The organism is Rothia sp. 11254D007BW, from assembly GCF_053548195.1.
Window position 1 is genome coordinate 438776 of record NZ_JBPWPK010000001.1, and the last position, 12011, is coordinate 450786.

Sequence of the window (12011 nt, forward strand, 5' to 3'; positions counted from 1 at the left end):
TCGAAGTTCTCGTCAAACCAATTCAGAACGACACCATCATGGTAATTTTCCATGCTATGAGGACAGGAGAGAGGGCCAATAATGACCAGCACCTCCGCTGAAAACATGCTCCTTCATAACGAAGAATACTGGGAGCTACTCTCCCACGCTGCTGAGCTCGGGCTCAACACCCCGCGTGAAGAAGAACCCCTTACCGGCAAAGCGGCCCAACTTCACGCTGCAGCTACCTTCGGTATAGAAGCAACAGCACACAACACCCCTTCAAACTAACTACACAAGCCCCGGGCTAGCATCTCGCTGGTACGGGGCTTTTATCTACCCACCGGCGTCCGCAAAACCCGGTAAAGTTAGACCCAAACCCCACAACACCTTTACCCCCAAGGAGATACGCGTGCAGGTACAGGTCGCCCGCATCGGCAAACCCCACGGCATCCGCGGCGAAGTCACCGTCCAGCTCTTCACCGACGCCCCCGAAGAACGCTTCGCTCCCGGGGCCGTACTCGACATCGAAAACTTCAACCCCGCAAGCCCCGCAGGTTCAATCGCCCCCGCCGGCACCCTCACCGTCAAAAAATCCCGCTGGAACAAAAAAATCCTGGTCGTAGCCTTCGAAGAAGTCACCAACCGCAACCAGGCCGAAGAACTCCGCGACACCCGCCTCACCTTTGACTCTGCGAGCGAAGCAGAAACCGACGGTGACGATGAAGGCTACTACGAGCACGAACTGCTCGACCTGCCCGTCTACCTGGCCGCCGACATCAAGGACGGCTACCTACCCGAAGAGCCCATCGCCATCGTCGCCGGCCTGCAGACCATGCCTACCCAGGATCTGCTGATTCTCGAAAACACCGCAGACGGTGAAGAGGTTATGATTCCCTTCGTTGAAGAACTTATCCCCGCTATCGACACCGAAGAGGGCTACATCATCATCAACCCTCCAGCCGGCCTGCTCGAACTCAACAGCGACGATGAAGAAGCAGAACCCGAGACCGAGAGTGAGCACAGCTAACGCTCATGCGCTTTGACGTCATCACCATCTTCCCCGAATACCTGGCCCCGCTAGAGCTCTCCCTCATGGGCAAAGCCCGTGAATCGGGCAAGGTCGACCTGCACCTGACCAACCTGCGTGACTTCGCCTTCGACCGGCACAAGACCGTCGACGATACCCCCTACGGCGGGGGAGCTGGCATGGTTATGAAACCCGAGCCCTGGGGCCTTGCCCTGGATCAGACGCTTGCCGCCTCACCGGCGTCCGCACGGGCGGACGGGAGCAAACCCCTGCTGATCGTGCCCTCACCGGCCGGCACCGTCTTCAACCAGCAGCTGGCCTACGACCTGGCAGAAGAAGAGCACATCGTGTTCGCCCCGGCCCGCTACGAAGGTATTGACGAGCGTGTACTGGACTGGGCTGAGCAGGAATTTAGGGTGCTGCCTGTTTCCATCGGTGACTACGTGCTCTACGGGGGTGAAGTGGCCGTGATGGTGATGATTGAGGCCATTACCCGCCTGATTCCCGGTGCTATGGGCAACCCCGAATCCCTGGCTGAAGAGTCCCACACCGGCGGGCTGCTGGAGTACCCGGTCTACACCAAGCCCGCTTCCTGGCGAAACCAGCAGGTGCCGCCCGTCCTGCTCTCTGGCAACCATGGTGCCATTGCCCGCTGGCGCCGTGACGAGCAAATCAAGCGCACCTTCGCCCGCCGCCCCGACATGGTCAAGGCCTACCCCGCAGAGAACTGGGACAAGAAAGACCGCAAGCTCCTGCAGGAGCTTCACACCGAGCAGAAAGCTGCCCAAAAAGCTGAGCGTGAGGCCGGGCTTTCGAGCGAAGGTCGGTAAAGTAGGTAAGCTCACAAGCAACACGCGGACGCCCGCCCCGGCACCCCTGGTGCAGGCGGGTTTTCTGTGAGATAATTTTTCTTTGTGTTCATGCTGGGCACGCCCCTGCCGCAGGGGGAAGAGCGACCTATAACAGCGTGAACCACCGGCTCTGACCGTTCAGAGCGCGGTGAGTAAAGAATTCATCGCAGACAGCATCAGTCTGGCACCACTCGGTGACCCTAGACACTGCCTGCGACATACACCGAATATGTTTGACCTGCGGCAGAGATATTCACGGAGAAACTCAATGCAGACTCTTGACTTCATTGATAACAAGTCACTTCGCACCGACATCCCCGAGTTCGGCCCCGGCGACACCCTGAACGTACACGTCAACATTGTTGAAGGTAACCGCAGCCGTGTCCAGGTCTTCAAGGGCTTCGTTGTTGGCCGTCAGGGCGCTGGCGTCCGCGAAACCTTCACCGTCCGCAAGGTTTCCTTCGGTGTTGGTGTAGAGCGTACCTTCCCCGTACACTCTCCCGTCATCGAAAAGATCGAGGTTGTCACCCGCGGTGACGTCCGCCGTGCAAAGCTCTACTACATGCGCGACCGTCACGGTAAGGCTGCTCGTATCCGCGAGAAGCGCGAAGCCTAAGCCATTTAGGTTTCACCAGATTTATGGAGACTGGCGTAAACGCCGACTCTTCTGAGGCAAGGCGCCAACCCTTTCTACAGGGCTGGCGCCTTGTTGCTGTCGCCGCAGCCCTCGCCTTCACCGTGCTCCTGGTGGTTCGTTCCTTTTTCATTGATGTGTTCTACATACCCTCAAGCTCCATGGAACCCACCTACGAACCGGGCGACCGTATTCTAGTCTCAAAACTAGCTACCGAGCCCCAGCGTGGCGATGTGGTCGTTTTTGACGGTACCGGCTCCTTTGCCCCCTATGTGCCCGGCAGCCCCTGGGTGCGTGATCCGCTCACAACCGCGGGGCAGTGGCTCGGGCTGGTGGGCTCAGATACGGTCTACATCAAGCGCGTCATCGGGGTAGCTGGCGATACCGTCGAGTGCTGCGATGCCGAGGGCTATCTTCTCATCAATGGGCAGCGCTCCGAAGAGCCCTATCTTTACCCCGGCGACAGCGCCAGCGAGGTGAGCTTTAGCGTGCAGGTACCCGAAGGACGCATGTGGGTGATGGGCGACCACCGCTCGGCGTCCGCTGACTCACGGGCTCTGCTAGGGGCGCCCGGTGGCGGTATGATTCGCACCGAGAAAATCATCGGCACCCCGGTCTTCATCGCCTGGCCGGCTCACCGCTTTGGTCAAGCTCCCAGCTAAAACCACTAAACTATCTCTAAACACGTTCACAGCAGAAGGGTGCGGGCTCATGGAGCAGCAGAAGAACTCAGACAGCATCGAGGCAGCGGCACAGGACGCCACCACAGCCTCGACCGACAAGCCCCGCGGCGGTAAGCGCCGCCGCGAAAATAGCGCGGTCAAAGAGTACACCCTGATTATCCTCTACGCGGTGCTCATCGCCTTCCTGCTGAAAACCTTTATTGTTCGCGGATTTTACATTCCTTCTAGCTCCATGGAAGATACCCTGCAGATCAACGACCGTGTTTTTGTGAACGTAGCAGGTGGACTCTTCACCGAAGCCGAGCGCGGCGACATCGTGGTCTTCAAGGACACCCAGGGCTGGATGCCTGTCCCTACCAGCTCTAACCCCGTACGCGATGCCCTAGCCTTTGTGGGGGTTATGCCTGATAGCTCATCAAACTACCTGGTCAAGCGTGTGATTGGCGTGGGCGGTGACCACATCGTGGGTACCGCCGATGGTCGCATCACCGTCAACGGCGTAGAAATTGACGAGACCTACCTCAAGCCAGGTGTAAGCCCCACCGAGCTTCCCTTCGACGTGATCGTTCCCCAGAACTCCTACTTCGTCATGGGCGATAACCGCTCTAACTCCGCTGACTCCCGCTACCATATTCAGACCGGCACCGAGTTCATCAACGACGCCGACGTCGTGGGCGAAGTCTTCGTGGTTGCTTGGCCCCTGTCTAACTTCACGTTCGTCGGTGGGGCTAGCGATGTCTTTGCCGACGTACCCGATACCGAGTAAGACCGTGCCAACTAAAGAAACCGCGTCCGCTGACCTGAGCGTCGAAACCGAGCTCTTTGCAGCGGGCAAGACCCTGGTGGCGGGTATGGACGAGGTGGGGCGCGGCCCGCTGGCCGGGCCAGTGACCGTTGGGGTTGCCGTGATCGATGCGAGCGCCCAGCTCAGTATCGAGGGGCTCATCGATTCAAAGGCCCTGACCGAGAAAAAGCGGGTGGCGATGGCTCCGCAGGTGAAGCAGTGGGCCGTGACCGCAGTGGGGCATGCCAGCCCTGCTGAAATCGATGCTCTGGGTATTACTACGTCCCTGCGTTTAGCGGGGCAGCGGGCTCTTGCCCAGGTGGCCCGGGCAGGGGTCTACCCTGACGCCGTCCTCTTGGACGGCAAGCATAACTGGCTTTCTGCTCCCGAGGCTGACCTTTTTGCCGACCTTGATCCGGCAACCTCCCTCTACCGTGGGCTGGTGGCTGAAGCCTGGGCAGGTCTGGCGGGGGAGTCAGGTGGCTGGTTTGGGCCGGTGCAGATGGAGATTAAGGGTGACTATCGTTGTGCCTCTATCGCGGCAGCTTCGGTTGTGGCTAAGGTGGAGCGCGATACCCTCATGGACGAGCTAGACACCCGCTACCCCGGCTACGGCTGGGCGAAAAATAAGGGCTACGGGTCGGGCGCCCACCGCACCGCGATAGAAACGATGGGGCCCACCCCCTTGCATCGGCTGAGCTGGTCGTTGCCGGCTACCGAGGCACAAATCCAGCAGGCTATGGTGGAACGAGAGAAGGAAGAAGTATGAGCCAAGAGGATCTTGAGAGCTACGAGTCAGGTGCCCAGCTAGCCCTGTATGAAGAGTACAAGAATGTAGCTGAGCTCTTTACCTATATCGTTGAGACCGATCGCCGTTTTTACCTGGCCAACCAGGTGCAGGTGACCCCGCGAACAGCTGACGGTTCTCTCTACTTTGAGGTGGAGATGCAGGATGTGTGGGTCTGGGATATCTTCCGGCAGTCCCGTTTCGTAAAGAACGTGAAGGTGTATTCGGTGCGTGATGTCAACGTTGAAGAACGCGCCGCCGCAGAGGATCTAGTGGTTCCCACCATGAGCGATTTTGACCCTGGCTCGGCATAAGGGCTAGGTCTTGAGCCCGCCTCATCCCTCCTGGGGAAGAGGCGGGCCTTGTGTATTCAGGTTTGGTAGGTAAGGCGCGGACGCCCGGTGCAGCTGGCTGGGGATAAGGACGCGCGGGGCGTCATGGTTGCGTCACGGCTGTACCGTTTATGAGCGTGAAGAGGGGAGCTATCTGGCGCTGACCTGGTGGTATAGGGAAAGGGCGATATCCACAGCCAGCGCAGAGGTAGGTAGAACCAGACCCTGCAGGTCATGATGGGGCTAACCCTGATACTTGAAGGAGGCCCCCCATGAACCCCGCACTACAGCCATCCTCACCCCATGCGTCCTTACGGCCCAAAGAAGTGGGGCGCTGGGGTGAAGATATCGCCCTGGCAGTCTTAGAGCAACAGGGCTATACCCTCTTAGCTCGTAACTGGCGGCCTGCACGAACTGAAGAGCGGCCGCGGTGGAGCGGCGAACTTGATTTGATTATGCGCGATAGCGACCAGACCCTGGTCTTTATCGAGGTTAAAACCCGTTCTGGTGCGGGCTACGGGCACCCGCTTGAATCCATTACTGCCCGGAAATGCCAGATGCTACGACACCTGGCCTACGCCTGGTTAGCAGAAAACCGGGCTCCCTATTCCACCATGAGAGTAGACGCTATTGCCCTGTGCGGGAGCCCAATGGATTTCACCTTTGAGCATCGGCAGGCGGTGGTGTAGCCGTGGCCTTCGCACGAACCTATTCGGTTGCCCTGGTGGGCGTCACCGGCTACCTCGTCGAAGTAGAAGCCGATATTTCATCTGCCCTACCCGGCTTCGTGCTGCTCGGTCTGCCCGATAGTTCTTTGAACGAGGCCAAAGACCGGGTACGGTCTGCCGCGAAGAATTCCGGGCTGCCCCTGCCACCCCAGAAACTCACCATTAACCTCACCCCGCCTACCCTTCCCAAGCGAGGCTCGGCATTTGATATGGCCATGTTGGTTGCAGCCCAGCAGGCGGCAGGGCAGCTAGGTTCATCAGGCCGCACGGTCTTCCTGGGCGAAGTCGGTCTCGATGGGAGCGTGCGACAGGTTCCCGGAGTATTACCTGCCGTTAAAGCTGCCCGCGATGCCGGGCATGAGCGGGTAGTTGTACCCGAGGGTAACGCCCAAGAAGCAGCCCTCATAGAGGGGGTTGAAGTGACCGGGGTCAGCTGTCTCGCTGAAGTGTTTGAACTTCTGGGCTGCCCCGAACCAGAAAAACTCAAAAGACCAGTTCTGGTGGGGAGCCAAAGGACCGTTGCGGAGCCCAGCAGCCCGCAGCAAAGCGCTGATATGGCAGATGTTGCCGGGCAGGCCGAGGGACGCCTAGCCCTTGAAATAGCGGCTGCAGGGGGCCATCACCTGTTGCTGACCGGCCCGCCCGGTTCTGGCAAGACCATGCTTGCTGAACGCCTCCCCGGTATTCTTCCTCCGCTCACGCCACAAGAAGCTCTGGATGTCACCGCGGTGCACTCGCTCTGCCGTTCGGGTGAGCCGCTCACCGAACTGATGACCAGACCGCCTTTCGAAGCGCCCCACCATACTGCCAGCGCGCCGGCGATTATGGGAGGCGGTGCCGGGCTGCCCAAGCCGGGGTGCATCTCAAAGGCGCACCGGGGCGTCCTTTTTCTCGATGAAGCCCCGGAATTTAAGCGCAGCGTCTTAGATTCTCTGCGCCAGCCCCTCGAAAGCGGCGAAGTCATTATTAGCCGATCAGCTGCTTCAGCCCGGTACCCGGCTAGGTTCCAACTCGTTTTAGCTGCCAACCCCTGCCCCTGCGGCTACAACGTGGGGCGCGGCCTAGACTGCACCTGTACTAGCCGTGAGCGAAGGTCTTACTTCAGCCGGCTATCGGGGCCCCTGCTCGACCGTATTGATCTTCATATCAGTGTTCCTAAAGTAACGGCCGCCGACCTCGCTACAAGCGGCACCAACGAAAGCTCAGAGGAAATCCGTTACCGGGTTAGCCAAGCCCGCCAAGCCCAGGCGGAAAGACTGACCCCGCTGGGCGTGACCACCAACGCTGAGACGAACGGCAAGATTCTGCGAGGCCCTCTCAAGCTTTCAGCTCAACTGACCTCGTCCCTCTCCACAGCCCTGGACCACGGCACCCTCACAGCTCGCGGCTATGACCGAGTGCTACGAACCGCCTGGACCTTAGCCGACTTAGATGGAGCCACCAGCCCCAGCCGAGACCACCTTGATCTTGCCCTCTACTTCCGCAACCATGCCACTGAAAGCTACCAAACATGACACATCACGACCCCCACCACGATATTCGTAGAGCCCGCACCGAGATCCTGCGCATTACCGACCCCGAGGACGTCGCCACCTACACCCTGCTTCGGCTTGTGGGACCGGTGCGTGCCGCAGACTACCTCACCGGCCGTCAGGAGCTCACCCCGCATCTTTTAGCCCGCCACCTTGAGGAAGCAGGAGCGCACGATGTCTCTGCGGCACCTGCCCTAGCTAGTGCCATCGGCGAACGGACGCAGCGGTGGAAGAACAGACGGGCAGGTATCAGCGTCCAACAGGATACGGCTTTAGCCCGGGCCAGCGGCAGCTGGCTGTGTATACCCGAAGACCCAGACTGGCCACAGGCCTTGAATGACCTCGCAGAAAAAACTCCGGTCGGCCTCTGGGGCAGGGGAGAGCGCCAGCTGCTGGCTCAGCTCACCACCGAAAAGAGTTATGCGGTAGTGGGGTCCCGCGATGTCAGCTCCTACGGTAACTCAGCAACCAGCCACCTGGCCGGTGAACTAGCAAACCGGGGCTATACGGTGGTCTCAGGCGGAGCCTTTGGTGTAGATGCCACCGCCCATCGAGCTGCCCTCGCTACGGCGACGTCTTCCCTGCCCACGGTAGCTTTGATGGCGGGAGGTCTTGACCGTCTTTACCCCAAGCCCAATGAACGCCTGCTGCACGAGATCATTAAACGGGGCCTGCTGCTGAGCGAGGTTCCCCTGGGGCAGAACCCCACCCGTTACAGGTTCCTTCAACGTAATCGGCTTATCGCCGCTCTCACCGGGGCCAGCATAGTTATCGAAGCCCGCTGGCGCAGTGGCGCGCTCAACACAGCCCATCATGCTCTGGAACTGGGTCGCCCCGTCTACGCTGTACCCGGCCCTATCTTTTCACCGACCTCAGAAGGCTGCCACCGTCTGATTCGAGACGGTCTAGCCCAACTTGTGACCGATGCCCGGCAGATTCTTGACGACAGAACTTCGGAGATAGCTGCAGAACAAACCAGCCTATTTGCAGCTCCTTCTGCCCACCAGCAGCTCCTGGATTCGCTTACCGAAACTCAAAGACGGGTGTGGGACGTACTGCCCCTCCGCACTCCGGCTACCGTCGAACAGCTCAGTGCTGACCTTGCGCTACCTGCCCGAACCGTCATGATTGCCCTATCTCAACTCAACCGACTCAACCTCGCAGAGCAGGAAGGCATGGGCTGGCGAAAAACCAAACCACCGGCGGAAAGCTCCGGGGGATAGAATGAAGACCTCACCTCAGTCACCGGTAGGAAGGAGCAGTACGGTGCACTCTGCAGACCAGCTACCCACCACCCTCAAAATCGGGGCCTCCACGGTCGACGAAGACCGAGAGTTCGTACGAGCCCTTGAAGCTTTTGAACGCTACCTCACCTACGAGCTCCACCGCTCACCCCAAACAATTCGGGCCTACGTCTCTGATCTCACCGATTTCTTTGCCCACGCTCGCAGGCACGGCACCACCCACCTCTCCCACATCACCCTTGAAGTCATTCGAGACTGGCTAGCCTACCATCACCGCAAACAAGCTGCCCGGAGCTCTATGGCCCGGCGGACTTCGTCCTTGCGGACCTTCTTCACCTGGGCGGAGGAAGAAGAACTCATCCAAGCCAACCCGGCACTCAAACTCACTACCCCCAAGAAGAGCAACCACCTGCCCTCGGTACTCAGCGAAACCCAGATGCAGGCCCTCACCACAACCCTCACAGCAGCTCTGGAGCAGGCCCCGCGGGACGCCCGACTCCTGCGTCTTCAGGCGGTAGTGGAGCTACTCTACGCCAGCGGGTTGCGCATCTCAGAGCTCACAGGTCTCGACCTAGCAAGCATTGACCGCCACCAGCGAACCCTACGCGTGCTGGGTAAGGGCAATAAAGAGCGGGTTGTGCCCTTCGGAGCCCAGGCTATGCAGGCTCTCAACCGGTGGGTTGTGGCAGGACGCCCGCAGTGGCTTCCCGAGATAGAAGAAGCTAAAAGCGCCCCGGCTCAACACGCCCTCTTCATCGGCCCCCAGGGTAAACGCGCCAACCCCCGGCAGATTCGCCAAGACCTTACCACCCTGCTGGGTACTTTGGGCGATACCGAAGCCACAGGCGCCCACGTCTTCCGCCATACAGCTGCAACCCACATGGTCGATGGGGGAGCAGACATCAGAGCCGTCCAAGAGTTTCTTGGGCACAGTTCTTTAGCAACCACCCAGGTCTACACCCACGTCTCGGTAGACCGCCTTGCCCAGGCCTATAGCAGGGCTCACCCCAGGGCCTAAAGGTAAGGCAGAAGGTATAGGATGGGAAGACCATGTTTTCACCAGCAGAAAAGCCCGGCCAGCCCGTCCCCCTTCCACCAGAGACTACCGGCAACTCTACCGGTGGTTTTATCTTTCTGCTGGCTGTCCCCTCAGCCCTCACAAGCCACGTGACCTGGGCTCTTGAAAATCTCACTGCCCACCGGCTGACCCCCACCTGGCAAGCCCAACCCCAGAAACCGGGCTACCACCGTGCAGATATCAGCTGGCAGGGCAACAGCGGGGGAGCCGCCCTCATCGCCTCCACCCTCCGTCACTTCAAGGGCAGCTACTTTGAAGTCACCGAGCGCCGCACCGCAACCTCCGACGCCTTACGCATCATGCACACCCCCGAACTCGGCATCTGTACCCTACCGGTAGACCTACAGGGCAACTTCACCGTAACCGAAGACCGCATCCGCTACGCCTTCGAAAAGGCAGCCGGTAATTTCGATGAACTCTACCGGCAGTTCTCTGCGGCCGTTGGCCAGCCCTGGGACGACGAACTTGAGCCCCTGCGTCCTAACGCCTCATCGACCAGCGCCACCGTCAGGCTCCGGGCCTAAGGCAAGAGCACCCGCCCCAGAGCACAGAAAAGGGCCCTTCTGCCCGAACCAGGGTTCGCGCAGAAGGGCCCCTTCTCACACGCTAGACCAGCACGGTGCTAGTTGCTGACGCTACGGAAAGCCGCTACAGCGTTGTGGCCACCAAAGCCGAAGGAGTTCGAGACAGCAACAATCTCACCGGCAGGAAGATCCCGAGCCTCGGTGACAACGTCGAGGTCAATCTCGGGGTCCTTGTTCTCCAGGTTAATGGTGCAGGGAGCCTTACGGTGGTAAACCGCAAGAACAGTCAGCACAGCTTCAAGAGCACCGGCACCGCCGAGCAGGTGACCGGTCATTGACTTGGTTGCAGATACAGCTACCTTGCCGGTGTGCTCCCCGAAGACCTCACGCAAAGCCAGGGACTCGGGGATATCACCCACGGGAGTAGAGGTTGCGTGCGCATTGACGTGCACTACCTGCTCGGGAGAAATACCGCCATCGGTCAGAGCTTCCTGCAGGGCGCGGGTAGCACCCAGAGCAGCCGGGTCGGGAGCGGTGATGTGGTGGGCGTCCGCTGAGACGCCGGTGCCAGCCAGCTCCGCGTAGATACGGGCTCCGCGGGCCAGCGCGTGCTCCTCAGATTCGAGAATCAGTGCAGCACCGCCCTCACCCATGACAAAACCATCGCGGCCGGTATCGTAGGGGCGGGAAGCTCCAGCAGGGTCATCGTTGCGGGTCGACAGGGCCTGCATCTTTGCAAAGGCGCCAATCGTCATGGGGTGGATTGCAGCCTCAGAACCACCGGCAATCACCACATCGGCCTTACCCGAGCGAATCAGCATCAGGCCGAGCTCGAGAGCTTCGGTCGACGAAGCGCAGGCGGACACCACGGTCTGGGCAGCGCCACGGGCCTTCAGGTTCATCGAGACGGCAGCAGCATTTGAGTTGGGCATCAGCATGGGAACCGTCATAGGCAGCATACGGCGCGGGCCCTTCTCGCGCAGAGTATCCCAGGCATCAAGCAGAGTCCACACACCACCGATACCGGTACCAAAAGCAACCGCGGTCCGCAGCGGATCGCACTCTTCAGCAGCCTCAGCGTCAGGGCCGCTAAAACCGGCGTCCTCCCAGGCCTCGCGCGCAGCAACCAAAGCCAGCTGGCCCGAGGGGTCCAGGCGCTTAGCCTCAACCTTAGTCAGGCGGCCCGAATCAACAGCGTCTACAGCCACACGGCCAGCAATCGAAACCGGCAGGTCGAATTCCTCAACCCAGGGCTCTTCAATAGTGGTGATGCCTGAGACACCTGCAAGCGCATTTTCCCAGGTCGTCGGAACATCCCCACCGATGGGGGTGGTGGCGCCGAGGCCGGTGACCACAACTTTACGAGTCATGCTTGATTCCTTCGAATACAGTCTTGGGTTGGGGTAAAGAATAAAAAGCAGGTTGGGCACGATCAGACCGTGCCCAACCTGGTCAACGCGACTTAGGCGTTAGCGATGAAGTTAACAGCGTCGCCGACGGTCTTCAGGTTCTTGACCTCTTCGTCGGGAATGGTAACGCCGAACTTTTCCTCAGCGTTCACAACGATGGTCATCATTGAGATGGAGTCGATGTCCAGGTCCTCGGTGAAGGACTTCTCGAGCTGGACGTCCTCAACCTCTACACCGGTCTCTTCGTTCACGATTTCTGCAAGACCTGCGAGGATTTCGTTCTGATCTGCCATGATGGCTCCTTCGTCTTAGTATGAGTGGCGTGGGGCCACTGATGTAACTCACCGCGCAGGGGCGCGCAGCGGTTGAGGGATAAGCGGGCAGAGCCCACTTTAGCTTCCAAAATTGAGTGTAGC

Annotated in this window: 15 protein-coding genes; 13 read left to right on the top strand and 2 right to left on the bottom strand. The window is 59.8% G+C overall.

The genetic code is table 11. From position 1 onward, the window contains the following. Positions 1-81: 81 nt before the first annotated feature. From ACEE43_RS01950 to ACEE43_RS02010, 13 genes are all read left to right on the top strand, one after another. Positions 82-270, top strand: a complete 189-nt coding sequence (locus ACEE43_RS01950; RefSeq protein WP_237194130.1) for a hypothetical protein — start codon at positions 82-84, stop codon at positions 268-270. Positions 271-391: 121 nt separating this feature from the next. Beyond that, complete coding sequence (gene rimM / locus ACEE43_RS01955) at positions 392-1009, top strand: ribosome maturation factor RimM (RefSeq protein ID WP_449107011.1); 618 nt, start codon at positions 392-394, stop codon at positions 1007-1009. A 5-nt stretch (positions 1010-1014) separates the two neighbouring features. Further along, entirely contained in the window at positions 1015-1839 is an 825-nt protein-coding gene (gene trmD, locus ACEE43_RS01960; protein WP_449107012.1) for a tRNA (guanosine(37)-N1)-methyltransferase TrmD, read from the top strand. A gap of 289 nt (positions 1840-2128) precedes the next feature. After that, complete coding sequence (rplS, locus tag ACEE43_RS01965) at positions 2129-2476, top strand: 50S ribosomal protein L19 (protein ID WP_135011098.1); 348 nt, start codon at positions 2129-2131, stop codon at positions 2474-2476. 23 nt (positions 2477-2499) lie between these two features. After that, complete coding sequence (gene lepB, locus ACEE43_RS01970; protein WP_237186100.1) at positions 2500-3156, top strand: signal peptidase I; 657 nt, start codon at positions 2500-2502, stop codon at positions 3154-3156. A gap of 49 nt (positions 3157-3205) precedes the next feature. Next, positions 3206-3943, top strand: coding sequence for a signal peptidase I (gene lepB, locus ACEE43_RS01975; protein ID WP_449107013.1), 738 nt, complete (start codon positions 3206-3208; stop codon positions 3941-3943). 4 nt (positions 3944-3947) lie between these two features. Further along, complete coding sequence (locus ACEE43_RS01980) at positions 3948-4730, top strand: ribonuclease HII (RefSeq protein ID WP_449107014.1); 783 nt, start codon at positions 3948-3950, stop codon at positions 4728-4730. Continuing rightward, positions 4727-5062, top strand: a complete 336-nt coding sequence (locus ACEE43_RS01985) for a DUF2469 family protein (RefSeq protein ID WP_185174550.1) — start codon at positions 4727-4729, stop codon at positions 5060-5062. The genes ACEE43_RS01980 and ACEE43_RS01985 overlap by 4 nt, the downstream gene beginning before the upstream one ends. Positions 5063-5352: 290 nt before the next feature. Continuing rightward, on the top strand, positions 5353-5769 hold the full coding sequence (locus ACEE43_RS01990) for a YraN family protein (RefSeq protein WP_237194114.1): 417 nt from the start codon (positions 5353-5355) through the stop codon (positions 5767-5769). Positions 5770-5771: 2 nt separating this feature from the next. Beyond that, on the top strand, positions 5772-7322 hold the full coding sequence (locus ACEE43_RS01995; protein WP_237198612.1) for a YifB family Mg chelatase-like AAA ATPase: 1551 nt from the start codon (positions 5772-5774) through the stop codon (positions 7320-7322). Further along, positions 7319-8563, top strand: a complete 1245-nt coding sequence (gene dprA / locus ACEE43_RS02000) for a DNA-processing protein DprA (protein ID WP_449107015.1) — start codon at positions 7319-7321, stop codon at positions 8561-8563. The genes ACEE43_RS01995 and dprA overlap by 4 nt, the downstream gene beginning before the upstream one ends. 1 nt (position 8564) lies before the next feature. Beyond that, a complete protein-coding gene (locus tag ACEE43_RS02005; RefSeq protein WP_449107016.1) occupies positions 8565-9602 on the top strand; it encodes a tyrosine recombinase XerC in 1038 nt (345 codons plus the stop codon). 32 nt (positions 9603-9634) lie between these two features. Beyond that, on the top strand, positions 9635-10186 hold the full coding sequence (locus ACEE43_RS02010; RefSeq protein ID WP_449107017.1) for a DUF3145 family protein: 552 nt from the start codon (positions 9635-9637) through the stop codon (positions 10184-10186). Positions 10187-10284: 98 nt separating this feature from the next. Here the strand turns inward: ACEE43_RS02010 and fabF are convergent, their stop codons facing one another. Continuing rightward, entirely contained in the window at positions 10285-11556 is a 1272-nt protein-coding gene (fabF, locus tag ACEE43_RS02015) for a beta-ketoacyl-ACP synthase II (protein WP_449107018.1), read from the bottom strand. A 92-nt stretch (positions 11557-11648) separates the two neighbouring features. Then, entirely contained in the window at positions 11649-11888 is a 240-nt protein-coding gene (locus tag ACEE43_RS02020; protein WP_185174557.1) for an acyl carrier protein, read from the bottom strand. Between the last annotated feature and the right edge of the window lie 123 nt (positions 11889-12011).

Coding starts and splice junctions, on each gene's coding strand:
- ACEE43_RS01950 (WP_237194130.1), top strand. CDS start 82: ATGACCAGCACCTCCGCTGAAAACATGCTCCTTCATAACGAAGAATAC.
- trmD (WP_449107012.1), top strand. CDS start 1,015: ATGCGCTTTGACGTCATCACCATCTTCCCCGAATACCTGGCCCCGCTA.
- rplS (WP_135011098.1), top strand. CDS start 2,129: ATGCAGACTCTTGACTTCATTGATAACAAGTCACTTCGCACCGACATC.
- lepB (WP_237186100.1), top strand. CDS start 2,500: ATGGAGACTGGCGTAAACGCCGACTCTTCTGAGGCAAGGCGCCAACCC.
- lepB (WP_449107013.1), top strand. CDS start 3,206: ATGGAGCAGCAGAAGAACTCAGACAGCATCGAGGCAGCGGCACAGGAC.
- ACEE43_RS01985 (WP_185174550.1), top strand. CDS start 4,727: ATGAGCCAAGAGGATCTTGAGAGCTACGAGTCAGGTGCCCAGCTAGCC.
- ACEE43_RS01990 (WP_237194114.1), top strand. CDS start 5,353: ATGAACCCCGCACTACAGCCATCCTCACCCCATGCGTCCTTACGGCCC.
- dprA (WP_449107015.1), top strand. CDS start 7,319: ATGACACATCACGACCCCCACCACGATATTCGTAGAGCCCGCACCGAG.
- ACEE43_RS02005 (WP_449107016.1), top strand. CDS start 8,565: ATGAAGACCTCACCTCAGTCACCGGTAGGAAGGAGCAGTACGGTGCAC.
- ACEE43_RS02010 (WP_449107017.1), top strand. CDS start 9,635: ATGTTTTCACCAGCAGAAAAGCCCGGCCAGCCCGTCCCCCTTCCACCA.
- fabF (WP_449107018.1), bottom strand. CDS start 11,556: ATGACTCGTAAAGTTGTGGTCACCGGCCTCGGCGCCACCACCCCCATC.
- ACEE43_RS02020 (WP_185174557.1), bottom strand. CDS start 11,888: ATGGCAGATCAGAACGAAATCCTCGCAGGTCTTGCAGAAATCGTGAAC.